Annotated in this window: 18 protein-coding genes and 1 pseudogene; 12 read left to right on the top strand and 7 right to left on the bottom strand. The window is 51.9% G+C overall.

The window, feature by feature from the left end:
- Positions 1-87: 87 nt before the first annotated feature.
- The 3 genes from ACLJNW_RS08705 to ACLJNW_RS08695 all read left to right on the top strand — a co-directional run bounded on the left by ACLJNW_RS08705 (position 88) and on the right by ACLJNW_RS08695 (position 1,897).
- The gene (locus tag ACLJNW_RS08705) at positions 88-498 is read left to right on the top strand and encodes a hypothetical protein (protein WP_000936445.1); all 411 of its coding nucleotides are present in this window, start codon (positions 88-90) and stop codon (positions 496-498) included.
- Positions 485-889, top strand: coding sequence for a hypothetical protein (locus ACLJNW_RS08700; RefSeq protein WP_000665657.1), 405 nt, complete (start codon positions 485-487; stop codon positions 887-889). Before ACLJNW_RS08705 ends, ACLJNW_RS08700 begins: the two co-directional genes overlap by 14 nt.
- Before the next feature lie 123 nt (positions 890-1,012).
- Positions 1,013-1,897: an SDR family oxidoreductase gene (locus ACLJNW_RS08695; protein WP_000019032.1), complete on the top strand. Its 885-nt coding sequence runs from the start codon at positions 1,013-1,015 to the stop codon at positions 1,895-1,897.
- Positions 1,898-2,010: 113 nt separating this feature from the next.
- Here the strand turns inward: ACLJNW_RS08695 and exbD are convergent, their stop codons facing one another.
- Together exbD and exbB are read right to left on the bottom strand one after the other, a co-directional pair.
- Positions 2,011-2,436 carry a TonB system transport protein ExbD gene (exbD, locus tag ACLJNW_RS08690; protein WP_001251476.1) on the bottom strand — a complete coding sequence of 142 codons (426 nt, stop codon included), beginning with the start codon at positions 2,434-2,436 and terminating at the stop codon, positions 2,011-2,013.
- 6 nt (positions 2,437-2,442) lie between these two features.
- Entirely contained in the window at positions 2,443-3,177 is a 735-nt protein-coding gene (gene exbB, locus ACLJNW_RS08685) for a tol-pal system-associated acyl-CoA thioesterase (protein ID WP_000527859.1), read from the bottom strand.
- Positions 3,178-3,428: 251 nt separating this feature from the next.
- Here exbB and metC point away from each other — a divergent pair, with 251 nt between their 5' ends.
- A complete protein-coding gene (gene metC, locus ACLJNW_RS08680) occupies positions 3,429-4,616 on the top strand; it encodes a cystathionine beta-lyase (RefSeq protein WP_000130262.1) in 1,188 nt (395 codons plus the stop codon).
- A 139-nt stretch (positions 4,617-4,755) separates the two neighbouring features.
- Entirely contained in the window at positions 4,756-5,415 is a 660-nt protein-coding gene (yghB, locus tag ACLJNW_RS08675; RefSeq protein WP_000268444.1) for a DedA family general envelope maintenance protein YghB, read from the top strand.
- Positions 5,416-5,478: 63 nt separating this feature from the next.
- Here yghB and ACLJNW_RS08670 read toward each other — a convergent pair whose 3' ends face one another.
- Entirely contained in the window at positions 5,479-6,378 is a 900-nt protein-coding gene (locus tag ACLJNW_RS08670) for an AraC family transcriptional regulator (RefSeq protein WP_001078198.1), read from the bottom strand.
- 192 nt (positions 6,379-6,570) lie between these two features.
- Between ACLJNW_RS08670 and yqhD the strand changes: the two genes are divergently transcribed.
- From yqhD to ACLJNW_RS08650, 4 genes and pseudogenes are all read left to right on the top strand, one after another.
- Positions 6,571-7,734, top strand: coding sequence for an alcohol dehydrogenase (gene yqhD, locus ACLJNW_RS08665; protein ID WP_001058722.1), 1,164 nt, complete (start codon positions 6,571-6,573; stop codon positions 7,732-7,734).
- Between the two features lie 105 nt (positions 7,735-7,839).
- The gene (dkgA, locus tag ACLJNW_RS08660) at positions 7,840-8,667 is read left to right on the top strand and encodes a 2,5-didehydrogluconate reductase DkgA (protein ID WP_023203797.1); all 828 of its coding nucleotides are present in this window, start codon (positions 7,840-7,842) and stop codon (positions 8,665-8,667) included.
- Between the two features lie 165 nt (positions 8,668-8,832).
- Positions 8,833-10,318 (top strand): annotated as a pseudogene (locus tag ACLJNW_RS08655) (DASS family sodium-coupled anion symporter).
- Positions 10,319-10,362: 44 nt separating this feature from the next.
- Positions 10,363-10,818, top strand: coding sequence for an HIT family protein (locus ACLJNW_RS08650; RefSeq protein WP_000128242.1), 456 nt, complete (start codon positions 10,363-10,365; stop codon positions 10,816-10,818).
- A gap of 157 nt (positions 10,819-10,975) precedes the next feature.
- Here ACLJNW_RS08650 and ACLJNW_RS08645 read toward each other — a convergent pair whose 3' ends face one another.
- Positions 10,976-11,170, bottom strand: coding sequence for a hypothetical protein (locus ACLJNW_RS08645; protein ID WP_000525382.1), 195 nt, complete (start codon positions 11,168-11,170; stop codon positions 10,976-10,978).
- Positions 11,171-11,372: 202 nt separating this feature from the next.
- Positions 11,373-13,544 carry a YgiQ family radical SAM protein gene (locus ACLJNW_RS08640; RefSeq protein ID WP_023203796.1) on the bottom strand — a complete coding sequence of 724 codons (2,172 nt, stop codon included), beginning with the start codon at positions 13,542-13,544 and terminating at the stop codon, positions 11,373-11,375.
- Positions 13,545-14,031: 487 nt separating this feature from the next.
- Here ACLJNW_RS08640 and ACLJNW_RS08635 point away from each other — a divergent pair, with 487 nt between their 5' ends.
- Genes ACLJNW_RS08635 through ACLJNW_RS08625 form a run of 3 tightly spaced genes read left to right on the top strand, consistent with a single transcriptional unit; the run spans position 14,032 to position 16,857 of the window.
- Positions 14,032-15,015, top strand: a complete 984-nt coding sequence (locus ACLJNW_RS08635; protein ID WP_000799370.1) for a TRAP transporter substrate-binding protein — start codon at positions 14,032-14,034, stop codon at positions 15,013-15,015.
- A 41-nt stretch (positions 15,016-15,056) separates the two neighbouring features.
- The gene (locus ACLJNW_RS08630; protein WP_024154693.1) at positions 15,057-15,539 is read left to right on the top strand and encodes a TRAP transporter small permease; all 483 of its coding nucleotides are present in this window, start codon (positions 15,057-15,059) and stop codon (positions 15,537-15,539) included.
- A 10-nt stretch (positions 15,540-15,549) separates the two neighbouring features.
- Entirely contained in the window at positions 15,550-16,857 is a 1,308-nt protein-coding gene (locus tag ACLJNW_RS08625) for a TRAP transporter large permease (protein WP_000345261.1), read from the top strand.
- Positions 16,858-16,901: 44 nt separating this feature from the next.
- Here ACLJNW_RS08625 and ftsP read toward each other — a convergent pair whose 3' ends face one another.
- Together ftsP and plsC are read right to left on the bottom strand one after the other, a co-directional pair.
- Complete coding sequence (gene ftsP / locus ACLJNW_RS08620; protein WP_000010658.1) at positions 16,902-18,314, bottom strand: cell division protein FtsP; 1,413 nt, start codon at positions 18,312-18,314, stop codon at positions 16,902-16,904.
- 73 nt (positions 18,315-18,387) lie between these two features.
- Positions 18,388-19,125, bottom strand: coding sequence for a 1-acylglycerol-3-phosphate O-acyltransferase (plsC, locus tag ACLJNW_RS08615; protein WP_000965730.1), 738 nt, complete (start codon positions 19,123-19,125; stop codon positions 18,388-18,390).
- Positions 19,126-19,162: the final 37 nt, after the last annotated feature.

The following is a 19,162-nucleotide window of genomic DNA, read 5'->3' as shown; positions in this document are numbered from 1 at the left end:
TTTGATTTTAAAATTACGCCATGTTATTGTCAACGAAACCTACACTATTAAAAATAGTATACCACTGATCGTAAAGGATATTTAGTCATGCTTCCTGAGCATCTGGTTTCCTCTCATTTTCGCCTGTCATCGCCGCCCCCTGAGGCCACAGAAAACAGTAAAAATTTGCCTAAGGGAAAGACAAAACTCAGCGATTACGAGCCCGATATTTTAATTAGCGCTAACGCTGCCGGGCAACACAGAAACGTATTATTTGAAGAACGCGACCGTCATATTAAAGAACGTCTGTATTGTGTGGCTAAAATTGAAACGTTTGCCCGCCTGATAAACGCACTACAGGCAGAAGGCGATATTGATGCCCAAACGCTAAGTAAAATACTGGCGGATAAAACCGCAATGATAAATGAAAAAGGCAATGCCATTTGGCTTAATTTAATCACTCGCGAAACCGATATGCCGCTATTTTATTCACTGGAACATAAAGATGAAAGAAGTTGAAGACAATAACGTTTATTTGGCTTTAGACAACCATAAAAGTGATGAATTTATCTTAAAGCAAAATCTTGCAGCGCTAATCGCCAGTAAAAATGCCACCCTGGAAAAGGTAACTCAGGAGGTGGTATCCATACCGGCGGCGTTAGTACGCCTGAAGTGGCAAAACCGACGGGAGATGTATGCGTTACAGGTCAAAGAGGAGATTTATGGCGCGACCATCAATGCCATTATCGAGCAGCATCCTGAATTACGAGACAAAATTATGTCTCGTCTTGAAAGTGACTGGCAGCATCTGCTGGCTCGCGAGACGGCAACCCTACGTCTGACGCGTAAGCTTTCCGATGGCGACTACCGGACGCGCAACGTCACCACCGTCGCACGGCAAGAAAAATAACCTTCATGGCTAGTTAACTCTGTTGTGAATACGGGTGAAGCATAAGGATCGTTCTGATTCTCCCTCTTACGGTAGTAAAAGTGTCTACGCTTAAAGGGTGTTTAACCTGAAGGGAGAAGCTCAATGTCTCATCTATACGACCCTACCACGCAGTATTACACCGGCGAGTATCCTAAGCAAAAACAGCCGGCGCCCGGCGTCCAGGCGAAAATGACGCCTGTTCCTGACTGTGGTGAAAAAAGTTATGTCGGCAGTGGTCGCCTTAAAGATCGTAAGGCGCTGGTGACAGGGGGCGACTCCGGGATTGGGCGCGCTGCCGCTATCGCTTACGCGCGTGAAGGCGCAGATGTCGCGATCAACTACCTGCCAGCGGAAGAAGAGGACGCTCAGCAGGTTAAAGCGCTGATTGAGGAGTGCGGCCGTAAAGCGGTGTTATTGCCAGGCGATCTTAGCGACGAATCTTTCGCCCGTTCGCTGGTCCATAAGGCGCGTGAAGCGCTGGGCGGGCTGGACATTCTGGCGCTGGTAGCCGGTAAACAGACGGCAATCCCGGAGATAAAAGATCTGACCAGCGAGCAATTTCAGCAAACCTTCGCCGTTAACGTTTTTGCCCTGTTCTGGATAACCCAGGAAGCGATTCCGCTGCTGCCAAAAGGCGCCAGTATTATCACAACGTCGTCTATCCAGGCGTATCAGCCCAGTCCGCACCTGCTGGATTATGCGGCAACCAAGGCGGCAATCCTTAATTACAGCCGCGGCCTGGCGAAACAGGTGGCGGAAAAAGGAATTCGCGTGAATATTGTCGCGCCTGGCCCTATCTGGACAGCGCTGCAAATTTCCGGCGGCCAAACACAGGATAAAATTCCGCAGTTTGGCCAGCAGACGCCAATGAAGCGGGCCGGTCAACCGGCAGAGCTGGCGCCGGTGTATGTCTATCTGGCAAGCCAGGAATCAAGTTACGTTACCGCAGAAGTGCACGGCGTGTGCGGCGGGGAACATTTAGGCTAACGCATGAAGTCGATTAAGGTGGCGCAATTCTGTTAAGCAAGGCGCCATCTTAGGCAATAAAAAAAGCCGGGTGGCGACTTCGCCTTACCCGGCCTACAGTATCAGCAGAATATTTATTTCGCTTTCGCGGTCTCTTCGCCGACCAAACCAATCTTGAGATAGCCCGCCTGATGCAGCATATCCATCACTTTCATCAGGGTTTCATACTCTACGGTTTTATCCGCACGGAAGAAAATCGTAGTATCCTTTTTCCCTTCCGTCAGGGCCGTTAGCTCGGCAATCATCGTATCATCCGTCACCGGATCGTTACCGATAAACATGGTGTTATCCGCTTTCACCGACAGATAAACCGGTTTTTCCGGACGCGGCTGTGGCGTACTGGTAGAAGCGGGCAGATTCACCTTGACGTCCACCGTCGCCAGCGGCGCAGCCACCATAAAGATAATCAGCAGAACCAACATGACATCGATAAACGGCGTCACGTTGATTTCATGCATTTCGCCGTTGTCATCCAGGTTCTCGTTAAGACGCATTGCCATGACGCATTACCCTACCCGTAATTTCTGCGCGGCGCGTACCGGCTGCGCACTGGCGCTCGCATTCAGATCAAGATCGCGGCTTTGCAGCAGCAATACCTGCGCCGCCACGTCGCCCAGCGTCGCTTTGTAACTGCCTATCTGACGTGCGAAGATGTTGTAAATGACGACCGCCGGGATCGCGGCTACCAGCCCAATCGCCGTCGCCAGCAGCGCTTCCGCAATACCAGGAGCAACCACCGCCAGGTTGGTGGTCTGCGTTTGCGCAATACCGATGAAGCTATTCATAATGCCCCATACGGTGCCAAACAACCCGACGAAGGGGGAAATGGCGCCGATCGTCGCCAGATAACCGTTGCCTCGTCCCATGTAGCGGCCCACCGCTGCGACGCGACGTTCCAGACGGAAGCCGGTACGTTCTTTAATCCCTTCGTTATCTTCGCTGCCCTGAGAGAGTTCCAGTTCATTCTGCGCTTCATTGATGAGCTGTGCGCTGAGGCTTTTTGCGCTGAAACCTGCCGCAATGTCGGAAGCCTGATCTAAAGAGCGCGCATCGGCTAATTGCAGTTGTTCGCGCTTTAAGCGGCGCTTTTGAGTGAAAAATTCAACGCTTTTACTGAAGAAGATAGCCCAGGTGACGACTGACGCCAGAATCAAACCAATCATCACGCACTTCACGACAATATCGGCGTGCTGATACATGCCCCAGACGGAAAGATCCGTCTGCATCAAATTATTACCCACTCTGTATCTCCAGGACGCAAATCACAAAATCTGAGCATAATAATATCAAAACAACGTCGAATTGATAGTCGTTCTCATTACTATTTACATACTGCCGCACCTTTACTGCTTTTTCTTTGCGCTTACGCATTAAAAAAGCCACCTGTTTTTATTTTGGCAAAATTTTCATCTGTATCACACGTCGCCAGGGTGCAGATGGTTATATTCATGCTAGTTTAGACATCCAGACGGTTAAAATCAGGAAACGCAACATGACGGATAAACAGTTGGATACCAAACTGGTAAACGCAGGACGCAGCAAAAAATACACGCTTGGCTCAGTGAATAGTGTGATTCAACGCGCTTCTTCACTGGTGTTTGACACCGTCGAGGCCAAAAAACACGCTACCCGCAATCTCGCCAACGGCGAATTATTTTACGGACGCCGGGGAACGCTGACCCACTTTTCGCTCCAGGAAGCCATGTGTGAACTGGAAGGCGGCGCCGGATGCGCGCTCTTCCCGTGCGGCGCGGCGGCGGTCGCCAACACCATTCTGGCATTCGTTGAGCAGGGCGACCACATCCTGATGACCAACACAGCTTATGAACCCAGCCAGGATTTCTGCAGCAAAATTCTCGGCAAACTGGGCGTGACGACAAGCTGGTTCGACCCGCTCATCGGCGCTGATATCACGCAACATATTCAGCCGAACACGAAAGTCGTATTTCTGGAATCCCCCGGTTCTATTACCATGGAAGTACATGATATTCCGAGCATTGTTAGTGCGGTCAGACGCGTCGCGCCAGAAGCCGTCATCATGATTGATAATACCTGGGCGGCTGGCGTTCTGTTCAAAGCTCTGGAATTCGATATTGATATCTCTATCCAGGCGGGCACTAAGTATCTGATTGGTCATTCTGATGCGATGGTCGGGACTGCCGTTGCAAATGCGCGCTGCTGGGAACAATTGCGGGAAAACGCCTATCTGATGGGGCAAATGCTCGACGCCGACACGGCTTATATGACCAGCCGCGGTCTGCGCACACTCGGTGTCCGACTGCGCCAGCATCAAGAAAGCAGCCTCAAAATCGCCGCATGGCTGGCGAACCATCCTCAGGTCGCGCGCGTTAATCATCCGGCCCTGCCGGGTAGCAAAGGTCATGCGTTCTGGAAACGAGACTTTACAGGTAGCAGCGGCCTGTTCTCCTTTGTGCTCAATAAAAAGCTGACCGAGGCAGAATTATCAGCCTATCTGGATAACTTTTCGCTGTTCAGTATGGCCTACTCCTGGGGAGGCTACGAATCGCTGATTATTGCTAATCAGCCGGAACAGATCGCCGCGATTCGTCCCGCAGGCGGCGTAGATTTTACCGGTACGCTGGTTCGGGTGCATATTGGTTTAGAGAGTGTTGATGATTTGATCGCTGATTTAGCCGCCGGCTTCGCCAGAATTGTGTAAAGTTGCCGGGGATGGACATATATGCAGACAATTTCCGTGGAAAAGTCTGCGTTTGTTGCGTCCGGGATCAAGGCATCCCGGACGATTCAGGAGTACAATAGGCGAATAAAAGCATAAATGCTGTTCCACAGGAAAGTTCATGGCTGTCATTCAAGATATTATCGCTGCGCTCTGGCAACATGATTTTGCCGCGCTGGCGAATCCACACGTTGTTAGCGTCGTCTACTTTGTCATGTTCGCCACGCTATTTTTAGAAAACGGTCTGCTGCCAGCGTCATTCTTACCTGGCGATAGTCTGCTGCTACTGGCAGGCGCGTTGATCGCCCAGGATGTGATGCATTTTTTGCCGACGATTGGCATTCTCACCACCGCGGCCAGTCTCGGCTGCTGGCTAAGTTATATCCAGGGACGCTGGCTCGGTAATACGCGTACCGTCAAAGGCTGGCTGGCGCAGCTTCCGGCAAAATATCATCAGCGCGCCACCTGCATGTTTGACCGCCACGGTTTGTTAGCGTTGCTTGCCGGGCGCTTTCTGGCGTTTGTCCGCACTCTGCTGCCAACAATGGCGGGTATTTCCGGCCTGTCCAACCGCCGGTTTCAGTTTTTTAACTGGTTAAGCGGCCTGCTGTGGGTGACTGTCGTGACCAGCTTCGGCTACGCGCTCAGTATGATCCCGTTTGTTAAGCGCCATGAAGACCAGGTAATGACATTTTTAATGATCCTTCCCGTCGCGCTACTGGTCGCCGGACTGTTAGGTACGCTGGTCGTGGTGATTAAAAAGAAATACTGTAACGCCTGACGTATCCATAATCGGCCAGGATGGCCCGGTTACGCTTCGTTGACCCGTGGCGGGATGCCCCACTTAGCTCCCTTGCATTGTCCGCATTCTTGCCGCATCTTCGCCCGGCGTAACGCCAAAATAACGTTTAAACTCCCGGCTAAACTGCGATGCGCTCTCATAGCCGACCCGCATCGCCGCGGCGCTGGCCTTCATACCATCGTGAATCATCATCATCCGCGCTTTATGCAGTCGGTAGCTTTTTAAATACTGCAACGGCGAGGTGCTGGTGACCGCCTTAAAATTATGGTGAAACGCCGACACGCTCATGTTCGCTTCTGCCGCCAGTTGCTCAACATTCAGGTTCTCGGTGTATTTCATTTCGATCTGTTTAAGTACGCGACTGATCAGGCTAAAGTGCGTCTGGCGACTAACCAGCGCAAGCAGCGCCCCGCCGCGCGGCCCCATCAGCACATGATAAAGAATTTCGCGAATAATTTGTTTTCCCAGAATCCGCGCATCCAGCGGGCGCTCCATCACATCCAGTAATCTTTCCACCGCGCATAAAATCTCGTCCGACAGCGTGGCGGAGTTAATCCCACTGGCCGCCATCGGCAACTGGAAACGCTCATCTTCGCCAATGTCCATGAGCAACTCTTGCAGTTGCAGTACATCAATGTCGAGCCGAATGCCGGCCAGCGGTACCTCCGGCGTCGCCCAAGTCTCGCATTCAAAAGGGAGCGGCACAGTCAGTAAGAGATATTCATTAGCGTCATAACGAAACTTGCGCTTGTTAATATAGCCAATTTTATGGCCGGAAAAGAGAAATATGATGCCAGGCTGATACATGACCGGCGTGCGCGGCCCCGGTTCAACACCATACAACAGACGAATGCCCGCCAGCCGCTCGCTGATTATTTTATCATTATTTTTTAAATGATTAATTTTATCCGCCAACTGTAAGCAAATTGCTTCACGATTCATAACGCGCCATTTTTTCATCAAATCCACTCCGCTGGATTGTGCGCATTTTTAGCGATTTTCTCCAGCATTCTGGAGAAATAGGCAAAACATTGGCAGAAATGTGCATTGAGAGACATCCCTCACAAGACCACAATGATGACCATCAGGCAGACAGCCGCCTGCCCTCTTTTTACCCACATAAGGGAATGAGCAATGAACAATTTCAAATTACATACCCCTACCCGCATTCTGTTTGGTAAAGGCGCTATCGTCGATCTTCGCGATCAAATCCCGCAGGACGCCCGCGTGCTGATTACCTATGGCGGCGGTAGCGTGAAAAAGACCGGCGTACTGGCGCAAGTTCAGGAAGCGTTAAAAGGACTGGATGTTCGGGAGTTTGGCGGTATTGAACCGAACCCGTCCTATGAAACGCTGATGAAGGCCGTGCAGCTTGTGCGCGACGAAAATATTACCTTCCTGCTGGCCGTTGGCGGCGGTTCCGTACTGGACGGCACCAAATTTATCGCCGCAGCGGCGCAGTATACGGACGGCGTCGATCCGTGGCACATTCTGGAAACCGGCGGTACTGAGATTCGTAGCGCAATCCCGATGGGCTCTGTGCTAACCCTACCGGCAACCGGCTCAGAATCGAACGCCGGCGCAGTCATTTCCCGTAAAACCACTGGCGACAAACAAGCCTTCCACTCCTCGTTCGTGCAACCGGTGTTTGCCGTACTGGACCCGGTCTACACCTATACATTGCCGCCGCGCCAGGTTGCGAACGGCGTCGTGGATGCTTTCGTCCATACCGTTGAGCAGTACGTCACTTACCCGGTTAACGGCAAAATTCAGGATCGTTTCGCCGAAGGTATTTTACTCACACTGATCGAAGAAGGTCCCAAAGCGCTGCAAGAGCCTGAAAATTATGACGTCCGCGCCAACGTGATGTGGGCCGCTACTCAGGCGTTGAATGGCCTGATTGGCGCTGGTGTTCCGCAGGACTGGGCGACGCATATGCTGGGCCATGAGCTTACCGCGATGCACGGTCTCGATCATGCCCAGACGCTGGCTATCATTCTGCCTGCGCTATGGAACGAAAAACGAGACGTTAAACGTGCAAAACTCCTGCAATATGCTGAACGTGTATGGAATATCACCGACGGTTCCGACGACGAGCGTATTGATGCCGCCATTGCCGCCACCCGCCGTTTCTTTGAACAGATGGGCGTGCCTACCCGTCTGTCCGATTACGGTCTGGATGGCAGCACTATTCCGGCGCTACTGGCTAAACTTGAGGCGCATGGATGCACAAATTTAGGTGAAAATCAGGATATTACGCTGGATGTCAGCCGTCGGATTTATGAAGCGGCGCGCTAAGGTTTTTTCGCCTCTGACTTTCGTTTTTGGCCATTTCGTCCAGACTTAAGTCACTTAGTCTCGCCGGACCCGACTCCGGCGAGCCAATTAAAAGAGGAACACATCATGGCTAATCCAACCATTATCAGGCTACAGGATGGCAACGTAATGCCACAACTTGGGCTGGGAGTCTGGAAAGCAAGCAATGAAGAGGTGATCGCGGCGATTCATAAAGCGCTGGAGGTGGGCTATCGATCGATTGATACCGCCACAGCATATCAGAATGAAGAAGGCGTCGGCAAAGCGCTAAAAGCAGCGAGCGTAGCGCGGGAAGAGCTGTTTATCACCACCAAGTTGTGGAATGACGATCAAAAACGTCCCCGCGAAGCCCTGCAGGAGAGCCTGAAAAAACTGCAGCTTGATTATCTCGATCTCTATCTGATGCACTGGCCCGTACCGGCTATCGATCACTATGTCGACGCCTGGAAAGGCATGATCGCGCTGCAAAAAGAGGGGCTGGTAAAGAGTATCGGGGTCTGTAACTTTCAGATCCATCACCTCCAGCGTCTGATCGATGAAACCGGCGTTCCCCCTGTGATCAACCAGATCGAGCTTCACCCCTTGATGCAACAGCGCCAGCTACATGCGTGGAATGCGACGCATAAAATCCAGACCGAGTCCTGGAGCCCGCTGGCGCAGGGCGGCGAAGGCGTATTCGATCAGAAAGTGATTCGCGAACTGGCGGATAAATACGGCAAAACGCCCGCCCAGATTGTTATTCGCTGGCATCTGGACTGCGGGCTGGTCGTCATTCCGAAATCCGTCACCCCTTCCCGTATCGCGGAAAACTTTGCTGTCTGGGATTTCCGTCTCGATAAAGATGAATTAGGCGAGATCGCAAAACTGGATCAAGGCAAACGCCTCGGCCCCGATCCGGATCAGTTCGGCGGTTAAGCCGGATTTATCGCACGCCATGCCCGACGATGTCGTCGGGCTTTTTTGCATTCCGAAACATTAAGAAACAATTACGCGCATTTAACAGTATATTCCCCCCACACACAAGCGCAGAATTATTCTGATTTTGTGAATATTTATTCATATTTATTATGAATTTACTTAATACATATAAAATATTTATGGATGTGTGATTGTGGCGGAAAAAAAATCTCAGGGCGTCAAATGGCTCCCATTCATTCTTATTCTGGTTATCGCCGCCGGACTGTGGCAGCTAACGCCCCCTTCCGGGTTAAGCGCGCCGGCCTGGCATTCCGCGATTATTTTTGTCGCGACGATCGCCTCTATCGTGGCGAAAGTGCTGCCTATTGGCGCGGTCGGTATTATTGGTATCACCGTCTTTGCGCTCGCCTATGCTGCCGGCGACAAAACGGCCAGCGGCGCGATTACCACGGCCTTGAGCGAGCTGAACAGTTCGCTGATCTGGCTTATCGTCGTCGCCTTTATGATTGCCCGTGGGTTTATCAAAACCGGGCTGGGTCGGCGTATCGCCCTACAAATGATCCGTCTGTTAGGTAAACGAACGCTGGGTCTGGCTTATGGTCTGGCGTTTGCCGATCTGATCCTCTCCCCCGCGATGCCCAGTAACACCGCGCGCTGCGGCGGCGTGATTTACCCGATCGCCGACTCGCTGGCGCGCAGCTTTGATTCACATCCGGAAGATGAGTCTCGCAGCAAAATCGGCACCTTTCTGATCACCTGTATTGGCAATGTTAACGACGTCACTGCCGCACTGTTTATGACCGGTTATACGGGTAACCTGCTGGCGGTAAAACTGGCGGCGAACGCCGGCGTTACGTTGAGCTGGGGAAGTTGGTTTATCGCCGCGCTCCTGCCTTGCCTGGTCTCTTTTCTTATCGTCCCGCTGCTGGTCTACTGGCTGACGCGTCCGGAAATTAAACATACGCCGGATGCGCCGGATTTGGCGCGCAAAGAGCTGGCGCAAATGGGCAGTATGACGCGCGGCGAGTGGCTCATGCTGGCGACCGTCGGCGTGTTGCTGGTGCTATGGATTTTTGGCAGCTCGCTCGGCGTGGATGCCACGACGGCCTCTTTTGTCGGTCTCTCGATTTTATTACTGAGCGGCGTGCTCACCTGGGAAGACGTTAAAAGCGAAAAAGGCGCCTGGGATACGTTGATTTGGTTTGCCGCGCTGCTGATGATGGCTAACCAGTTGAAGAAACTAGGATTCACCAGTTGGTTTGGCAACCTGATTGGCGACAGCATCGGCAGTACGATGCATGGAACCAGTTGGATAATCATCCTGCTGCTGCTTAACGCAGCCTATTTTTATACCCACTATTTTTTCGCCAGCGGCAACGCGCAAATCGCCGCGCTGTATGCGGTGTTTCTGGGTGTCGGTCTGCATCTGAATATCCCGGCGGCGCCGATGGCGCTCATGCTGGCGTTTACCAGCAGCCTGTACTGCTCTCTTACGCAGTATACCCACGCACGCGGCCCCATTCTATTTGGCGCCGGCTATGTACCGACGGGCGTCTGGTGGCGAACGGGATTTATTATCAGTCTCTTTAATCAGGCGGTCTTTTTGACAGTCGGCCTCGCATGGTGGAAAGTGTTAGGGTTGTATTAAACGCTTAACTCATCGATAAGCCCCTCGGTTAACGGAGAAATGGAATGACCTGCATTTTCTGTCAAATAGTTGAAGGTAAAGCACCTTGTCATAAAGTTTGGGAAGATGAGCATCACCTGGCTTTTTTGTCGATTTTTCCGAATACCGATGGGTTTACCGTAGTGATCCCGAAAAAACATTACCCCAGCTACGCGTTCGATCTACCGCCGCAGGCGTTAGCGGACCTGATGCTGGCGACCCAAAAAGTGGCTAAGAAACTGGATAAGGCTTTCCCGGATGTCAGTCGTACGGGAATGTTCTTCGAAGGTTTCGGCGTAGACCATGTGCACAGTAAATTAAGCCCCATGCACGGTACTGGCGATTTAACCCACTGGAAACCGATTGAATCGCGGCAGAATAAATTTTTCGAACAGTATGAAGGATATCTGTCGTCACACGATCATGAACGGGCTGATGATGAAAAACTGGCCGCGCTGGCGGCCAGAATTCGTGAGGCATAAATACGGAGCACTTCTGCCGGATGGCGGTGTAAGCACCTTATCCGGCCTACAAAACTGTGCTATTCATAGACCTGATAAGCGCAGCGACGTCAGGCATTATACCTTAGATTATATACTTCTTATCTATTTTAATATATCAACCCTGGTAGGTTAAATATTACGGCGCGTGGCTAAATATTTCGTACAAAAACCATCCAGGAATAGCGGCAATAACACCCATTAAAATTATCCCTGCAAGAGTCATTTGCCTGTCTTCACGTTTTTCCATATTACATGCTTTAATAGCCATTATGAATATAACAACAGCTATTATAGCAATTACGATAAAACAGGGAATAATAATCATACCCATGATATCCCCTCCTCTGGGGCTGTATACAAGCATCATGCCTTAATCATTAAGGTAATATATAATTAATTTATACAATCAATAATATTTAAATAAAATATAAAGCTCCCCGTAATTTAGCAATTACTAAAGATCGACACAATATATTTAGATGTCTGTTACTTCCAGAAACATTAGCTTCCAGAAGCAACAGATTCAAAGGTAATTAACGCCCTGCGCCTTTCCCGCGCTTCTTATTCGCAGCAAGCCCCTGCCGCTGATGTTCCACCGGCGTATGCTTGGTCAACGCCGGGCGCGTGTTGCGGTTCTGGCGACGCGCTTCGCGCATCTCTTCAATGGTCGGCGCAGGCACCAGACACTCACGGCGACCGCCAATCAAATGCTTTTTCCCCATCGCTTCCAGCGCCTGGCGAATCAGCGGCCAGTTCGCCGGATCGTGATAACGCAGCAGCGCCTTATGCAGGCGACGTTGCCTGTCTCCCTTCGGCACCACCACATCTTCACTCTTATAACCAATTTTACCCAGCGGGTTTTTGCCGGTGTAATACATGGTGGTCGAATTCGCCAACGGCGACGGGTAGAAGTTCTGCACCTGATCCAGACGGAAGCGGTGGCGCTTGAGCCACAGCGCCAGATTCACCATATCCTCGTCCCGCGTGCCCGGATGCGCGGAGATAAAATACGGGATCAGATACTGCTCTTTTCCGGCCTGTTTAGAGTAAAGGTCAAATAACTCTTTAAAGCGATCGTAGCTGCCCATACCCGGCTTCATCATTTTCGACAGCGGACCTTCTTCAGTATGCTCCGGCGCAATCTTCAGATAGCCGCCCACATGATGGCTTGCCAGCTCTTTAATGTAGCGAGGATCTTCTACAGCGATGTCGTAGCGCACGCCGGAGGCAATTAAGATTTTCTTAATGCCTTTCAGCTCACGGGCGCGGCGATAAAGATTGATCGTCGGCGTATGGTCAGTATCCATATGCGGACAGATATCCGGATAGACGCATGACAGGCGACGACAGGTCTGCTCCGCACGCGGCGACTTACAGCGCAGCATATACATGTTCGCGGTAGGACCGCCCAGATCGGAGATCACGCCGGTAAACCCCGGCACCGTGTCGCGGATCGCTTCGATCTCGTTGATAATAGAGTCTTCCGAGCGGCTCTGAATGATGCGCCCTTCATGTTCAGTGATCGAGCAGAAAGAGCAGCCGCCAAAGCAGCCGCGCATGATATTGATCGAAAAGCGGATCATCTCATAGGCCGGAATACGGGCATTGCCGTAAGCCGGGTGCGGCACACGCTGATACGGCAGCGCAAACACGCTATCCATCTCTTCAGTGGAGAGCGGTATGGCGGGCGGGTTGATCCAGACATAGCGGTCGCCGTGTTTTTGCATCAGCGCCCGCGCGCAGCCAGGGTTAGTTTCGTGATGCAGAATACGCGACGCATGGGCGTACAGCACCTTGTCGCCTTTCACCTTTTCAAAGGATGGCAGCAGGATATAGGTTTTTTCCCACGGCTTCGGACGCGGCGGCTGCACGGTAATCGCTTTAGCTGCCTGCTTTTTCGGCGCGACCGGCTTGTTATCCGCGCACGGCAGATCCTCACCATAGGGATGGGGAATTGGATCGATTTTACCCGGCGTGTCCAGACGAGTGGAGTCGACGCCGCTCCAGCCAGGCAGCGCTTCTTTAACCATAATCGCAGTGTTACGCACGTCGCGAATCTGATCGATGGTTTCGCCCATTGCCAGACGGTGCGCCACTTCCACCAGCGGACGCTCGCCGTTGCCAAACATCAGCATGTCGGCTTTGGAATCGACTAACACTGAACGACGCACAGTATCAGACCAGTAGTCGTAATGCGCGGTACGGCGCAGACTGGCCTCAATGCCGCCGAGGATCACCGGGACATCTTTCCACGCTTCTTTGCAACGCTGGGTATAGACCAGCGTGGCGCGGTCCGGGCGTTTGCCCGCGACGTTATCTGGGGTGTAGGCGTCATCGTGGCGCAGCTTACGGTCAGCGGTGTAACGGTTGATCATCGAGTCCATGTTGCCGGCGGTGACGCCGAAGAACAGGTTCGGTTTTCCCAGACGCATAAAGTCGTCTTTGCTGTTCCAGTCCGGCTGGGCGATGATCCCCACGCGGAAGCCCTGCGCTTCCAGCATACGACCGCAAATCGCCATGCCGAAGCTCGGATGGTCGACGTAGGCGTCGCCGGTTACCAGAATAATGTCGCAGCTATCCCAGCCAAGTTGATCCATCTCGTCACGTGACATCGGCAAAAACGGCGCCGGCCCAAAGCAGGCGGCCCAGTACTGCGGCCAGGAGAAAAGGTCGCGATCCGGTTGGATCAGGGAGATAGCGCTCATATTGCTTCCAAAACGATTGGCAAAAAAATAATCAAAGGTCGGGGATTATAAGCCGTATCTATAGCGAAAATGAAGGAGATTATCGCCTTATATGCAGGGCTGGCGCGAAATAGAAACAACTTTCAACGGCCTGGCCTGAGGTGTTTGAAATTGGTCTTATGAATATCTTCAAATTGGTATGCAATTAATTATACCCACGTCTAAAAACGCAGTATCGCCATAACAACAAAAAGTAAAAAAACATCACATTATCAGCAATATATAAAAAAACTTCGCTGAATTGCTCACGACACTGTTTTTACCATGACTTTCTTCTGTGAACCAGATCTCTTTCTTTGGTCTATTGATTAAATTAAATTGGCTGACAGAATTCAGGGGATAAAGAACACCATCACCACGCCTTTCCCCAACGCAACACCTTACGTATCAGCAGGTTATTAATTAATCAACGATAACCACAGGAATCCCAACCTATAAGGAAGCAGATATGAAAAACACACGTTCATTCACAACATCAGCGGTATTACTGGCCGGCTGTTTGCTACTGGCATTTCCAGCGCTCGCCAAAACCACGCTGAAACTGAGCCACAATCAGGATAAAAGCCACGCCGTTCACAAAGCGATGAGCTATCTGGCCGATAAAGCGAAAGCCTATTCGGACGGCGAATTAAATATTCGTATTTACCCCAACGCCACGCTGGGCAACGAACGTGAATCGCTGGAATTGATGAACTCCGGCGCTCTGCAAATGGTGAAAGTCAATGCGGCATCGCTGGAGTCTTTTGCGCCGGAATATAGCGTGTTTAGCCTGCCGTTTTTATTCCGTGACCGCGATCACTACTACAACGTACTGAAAAGCGACTTAGGGAAACGCATTCTCGCGTCCTCCGAAAGCAAAGGCTTCGTCGGCTTAACCTGGTACGACGGCGGCGCCCGCAGTTTTTACGCCAGTAAGCCCATCACTCAACCCGACGATTTAGCCGGTATGAAAATCAGAGTGCAGCAAAGCCCCAGCGCTATCGCGATGGTGAAAGCGCTCGGCGGCGTGCCGACGCCGATGGCGCAAGGCGAACTCTATACCGCGCTCCAGCAAGGCGTGGTCGATGGCGGCGAAAACAACCCCGTGGTTTATGCCGATATGCGTCATGCGGAGGTGGCGAAATTCTATTCCCGCGACGAGCACACGATGGTGCCGGATGTCCTGGTCATCAGTACCAAAGTACTTAACAAATTGAGCGATAAAGAGCGGAAAGCGTTATATAAAGCCGCAGATGAATCCATGCAGCAAATGAAAGACGTCATCTGGCCCGCCGCGGAAAAAGAGGCTTATGAGAGCATGAAGGCCATGAATGCGACCGTTGTTGATATTGATAAATCCGCGTTCAAACAGCGTGTTAAGCCCTTGTTTGATGAGTTCCGCGCAAAAGACGCTCAATCAGCGAAGGATCTGGAATACATCGAGAATATGTAAATCTGCCGGGCAGGGTTCTCCTGCCCTTTACAGGATGTAATATGCGAATACTCACCAATGCACTGAACAAAATACTGGCCGGGTGCTGCTGTATTATTCTGGCGATCATGGTTGCCTGCGTATCCTGGCAGGTGGCGGCGCGCTTTATATTCAACGCGCCAAGCAGCACGCTCGACGAATTCACCCAGATTCTTTTTATGTGGATGATTCTGTTAGGCGGCGTCTATACCGCCGGATTAAAAAAACATTTAGCTATCGATTTGTTAGCGCAAAAACTCTCCCGAACGCCCGCCCTCGTGCTCGACAGTATCATTCAGGTGATTATTACCGTGTTCGCGCTGATTTTTATGGTGTACGGCGGTGATATTATTGTTGAAAAAGCGGCGCGCGTCAGCCAAATGTCCCCGGTATTAAAATGGCCTATGGATAAAGTCTATTGGGTCATGCCGATTAGCGGCGTCATCCTGGTGTACTACACCATTGTGAACGTTATTGATAATTATCATCAGCGCCATCTTCGCTAACGAGGGATATATGGACTTTGAATATATTTACCCAATAATTGTTTTATTTGGCAGCTTTGCCATTATGCTGGCGGTCGGCGTTCCTATTACATTCGCTATCGGGCTGTCGTCCTTATTCTCAATCCTGATAGCCCTTCCCCCGGATGCGGCAATCTCGGTTATTTCGCAAAAAATGACCGTCGGTCTCGATGGCTTTACGCTGCTGGCGATCCCCTTTTTTGTGTTAGCCGGCAATATTATGAATACCGGGGGAATCGCCCGGCGCCTGGTGAATCTGGCTCAGGCGTTAGTTGGCCGCCTTCCCGGTTCGCTGGCGCACTGCAATATTCTGGCGAACACCCTGTTTGGCGCGATATCCGGCTCGGCTGTCGCTTCTGCGGCTGCGGTGGGCGGCATCATGTCGCCATTACAGGAAAAAGAGGGCTACTCTCCGGCGTTCTCTACGGCGATCAACGTCGCTTCGGCGCCGATTGGCCTGATGATCCCGCCCAGCAATGTGCTAATTGTCTATTCGCTGGCTAGCGGCGGCACCTCTGTCGCCGCCCTGTTTTTGGCGGGCTACCTGCCCGGCATCTTAACCGCGCTGGCTTTAATGACGGTAGCGGCGCTGTATGCCCATCGCCACCATTACCCGGTTGCCGAACGCATCAACCTGCGGCAGTTTCTGTCGGTATTCCGCGATTCATTGCCCAGCCTGTTGCTGATATTTATTATTATCGGCGGCATTATCGGCGGCGTATTTACGCCAACAGAGGCCTCTGCGATCGCGGTAATCTATAGCCTGGCGCTGGCGGCCATTTATCGAGAAATTAATGTGAGTAAGTTGCGCGATATTCTGCTGGATTCGGTAGTAACCAGCTCTATTGTTCTCTTACTGGTCGGCTGCTCAATGGGAATGTCATGGGCGATGACCAATGCCGATGTTCCTGAACTGATTAATGAAATGATTACCAGCGTGTCCGAAAATAAATGGGTCATCTTGCTGATTATCAATCTCATTTTGTTACTCGTCGGGACGTTTATGGATATTACCCCGGCTATTCTAATCTTTACGCCTATTTTCCTTCCCATTGCTCAACATCTGGGAATCGACCCTGTCCATTTTGGCATTATTATGGTTTTCAATTTAACCATCGGACTGTGTACGCCCCCGGTAGGCACTATTTTGTTCGTCGGTTGCAGTATCGGCAAAATCAGTATTGATAAAGTCGTCAAACCGCTATTACCGATGTTTCTGGCACTCTTTGTGGTCATGGCGATGATTTGCTACTTCCCGCAGTTGAGTCTGCTGCTTCCCACGCTGTTTGCTCCTTCCTGAAAACCCTGACGGGTCTGCGCTATTCAGACCCGTACTCGGACGCTTTACGACGCAGGATTCACCAGCATTTGCCCAATCGAGCCGCGGTCAGCCATTTCCAGCGTCTGGCTGTTGAAATAGAACGGGAAGTGCGGCCAGGACGGCTGACCGTAATAGACCAGCAGTTCGACTTGCCCATCCACCCAGACGGTATCTTTCCAGCCTCTATCTTCCGGGAACGGCATAGCGCCGTTGACGTTACGAATCAGGAAAGAGACGCCCTCAATATGGAACGACTGCGGCATATCGGCGCGTACCGTCCAGCGCTCCCAGGTGCCTTGTTGGGCGGTAATATCAATGCGATTCACATCCCACAGTTGGCCGTTAATCCCCGGATCGTCGCCAAGACTGATGTCCCGACTGCGGACAGGCGCGCCGCTCATGATCTCCGTCGGCAACAGACGCATCGGCAGATTATCGGTCACCAGCGGCAGCAATCCGGTTGGCCGTAACGTCAGCACCAGGGTCGAAACCAGAATACTGGAAGGCTCAAAGAAACCGCGAATCCGATCGACTATGCTGGCCGCTTCCCCGCAGGTGATCGAGACTTCGTCGCCGTTGGTCATATCAACCAGGATTTCACGTCGCTCGCCGGGCGCCAGTGACAACTGTTTGACGGAAACCGGCGCAGGTAAAAAGCCCTGATCGCCTGAAATCACATGCAGCGCCCGGCCATCGCTCATCTGAAGCTGATAGCGCCGCGAGTTCGAGGCGTTCAACAACCGTAACCGCACCCAGCCGCGGGACACTTCGACATAGGGGCTTTGCGCGCCGTTCACCAGCAGCGTATCGCCGACAAAACCACCGCTTCCCGGTTCGCTGTACTCCGGCGTCCCAAAGTTATCCAGCCGTTTATCCTGGATAATGACGGGAAAATCATCCACGCCGTAATGGTTCGGAATGGGCAGCGTTTTACTGATGTCGTCTTCGACCAGCCACATTCCGGCCAGGCCGTTATACACCTGCTGCGCAGTGCGGTTAGGCGTGTTAGCGTGATACCACAGCGTGGCGGCGCTCTGACGAATCGGCAGCACCGGCGCCCAGTCCGCGTTCGGCGACATCATACGCGCCGGGCCACCCATCAGCGGCCCCGGCACCAGTAAACCAGCAACCGTCATGGAGACATTTTCCGCCAGGCGGTTGCTATAGATGAGTTTAACGTCATCGCCTTTCCAGACGCGGATTGTCGGCCCCAGATAACGACCGTTCACTCCCCAGACCGGCGCGCGCGTGCCTTGCGTAAAGGACCAGTGCGCTCGCTGTAGCGTCATAAACAACGGCTGCCCGCGACGGGACTCCAGCAACGGCGGAACAGGCAACGGCTGTTGCTGACCGGCAGCATTCGCCCTGAGGGGAATCGCGCCTGCACATAGTGCGATTCCCGATGCCTGAAGAAACTGACGCCGACTGAATGACATATAAGCTCCATGTAAAACAGGCTAAAGAGTTGTGCCTGAAAAAATGATTTCTACAATAACAGAGTAAGACTGCTTAAACCTTACCGGTCGCTTCACGTTCCGCAACCTCTTTATCAAGTTCCGCGATTTTTTGCTCCATTAACGCACGGCAGTGGGCCGCCAGCTCGCGAACCTGATCTTTACCATATTCGCTGACATCGACTGGCGGCAGCATTTCCACAATAACCAGTCCGTTGTTCAGGCGGTTTAGATTGACTTTGTTAGAGGTGTTGGAAACGCAGACAGGAATGATCGGCACACCAGCCGCGATAGCCGCATGAAACGCGCCGGTTTTAAACGGCAGCAGACCGCGTCCCCGGCTACGCGTACCTTCAGGGAACATCCAGATAGAAATACGGCGCTTTTTAAAATGGTTAACCACTGCCGCAATGGTGCTATGCGCTTTGGCGCGGTTATTACGGTCAATCAACAGATTACCAGTCAGCCAGTACAGTTGCCCAAAAAACGGGATCCAAAGCAGGCTTTTTTTCCCCACCGTCACCGTTGGCGGCTGCACAATATTCGCCGCCGTGACCATATCATAATTATTCTGGTGGTTAGCAATATAGATAGCATTGCCATAATTTTCCGCGTCGGCGGGTTTGCGGCACTCCACTTTCAGGCCAAACAGCGGGGCCAGACGGCCGAACATATGCCCAAACGTCGCCACGTGTTTTGGGTTACGTGGGCTGAAAAGGCAGTAAATAGAACCGAAAACACAGACCAGAATGGAGTAAATAACGGTAACAATAAGACGAAAAATATATAGCATAACAACCTCTGAAGGCCTAAGAGCCCGGCATTCTACG

The sequence above is a fragment of the Salmonella sp. SAL4457 genome (assembly GCF_046548235.1).
GTDB lineage: Bacteria > Pseudomonadota > Gammaproteobacteria > Enterobacterales > Enterobacteriaceae > Salmonella > Salmonella enterica.
This window is presented reverse-complemented; position numbering and strand designations above follow the sequence as displayed.

What these genes read in the sequence shown, in the direction of transcription:
- ACLJNW_RS08650 (WP_000128242.1), top strand. Translation starts at nt 10,363, where the DNA reads ATGACCTGCATTTTCTGTCAAATAGTTGAAGGTAAAGCACCTTGTCAT.
- ACLJNW_RS08640 (WP_023203796.1), bottom strand. Translation starts at nt 13,544, where the DNA reads ATGAGCGCTATCTCCCTGATCCAACCGGATCGCGACCTTTTCTCCTGG.
- ACLJNW_RS08635 (WP_000799370.1), top strand. Translation starts at nt 14,032, where the DNA reads ATGAAAAACACACGTTCATTCACAACATCAGCGGTATTACTGGCCGGC.
- ACLJNW_RS08695 (WP_000019032.1), top strand. Translation starts at nt 1,013, where the DNA reads ATGTCTCATCTATACGACCCTACCACGCAGTATTACACCGGCGAGTAT.
- metC (WP_000130262.1), top strand. Translation starts at nt 3,429, where the DNA reads ATGACGGATAAACAGTTGGATACCAAACTGGTAAACGCAGGACGCAGC.
- ACLJNW_RS08670 (WP_001078198.1), bottom strand. Translation starts at nt 6,378, where the DNA reads ATGAATCGTGAAGCAATTTGCTTACAGTTGGCGGATAAAATTAATCAT.
- ACLJNW_RS08705 (WP_000936445.1), top strand. Translation starts at nt 88, where the DNA reads ATGCTTCCTGAGCATCTGGTTTCCTCTCATTTTCGCCTGTCATCGCCG.
- yghB (WP_000268444.1), top strand. Translation starts at nt 4,756, where the DNA reads ATGGCTGTCATTCAAGATATTATCGCTGCGCTCTGGCAACATGATTTT.
- ACLJNW_RS08700 (WP_000665657.1), top strand. Translation starts at nt 485, where the DNA reads ATGAAAGAAGTTGAAGACAATAACGTTTATTTGGCTTTAGACAACCAT.
- ACLJNW_RS08625 (WP_000345261.1), top strand. Translation starts at nt 15,550, where the DNA reads ATGGACTTTGAATATATTTACCCAATAATTGTTTTATTTGGCAGCTTT.
- dkgA (WP_023203797.1), top strand. Translation starts at nt 7,840, where the DNA reads ATGGCTAATCCAACCATTATCAGGCTACAGGATGGCAACGTAATGCCA.
- ftsP (WP_000010658.1), bottom strand. Translation starts at nt 18,314, where the DNA reads ATGTCATTCAGTCGGCGTCAGTTTCTTCAGGCATCGGGAATCGCACTA.
- plsC (WP_000965730.1), bottom strand. Translation starts at nt 19,125, where the DNA reads ATGCTATATATTTTTCGTCTTATTGTTACCGTTATTTACTCCATTCTG.
- yqhD (WP_001058722.1), top strand. Translation starts at nt 6,571, where the DNA reads ATGAACAATTTCAAATTACATACCCCTACCCGCATTCTGTTTGGTAAA.
- exbD (WP_001251476.1), bottom strand. Translation starts at nt 2,436, where the DNA reads ATGGCAATGCGTCTTAACGAGAACCTGGATGACAACGGCGAAATGCAT.
- ACLJNW_RS08645 (WP_000525382.1), bottom strand. Translation starts at nt 11,170, where the DNA reads ATGGGTATGATTATTATTCCCTGTTTTATCGTAATTGCTATAATAGCT.
- ACLJNW_RS08630 (WP_024154693.1), top strand. Translation starts at nt 15,057, where the DNA reads ATGCGAATACTCACCAATGCACTGAACAAAATACTGGCCGGGTGCTGC.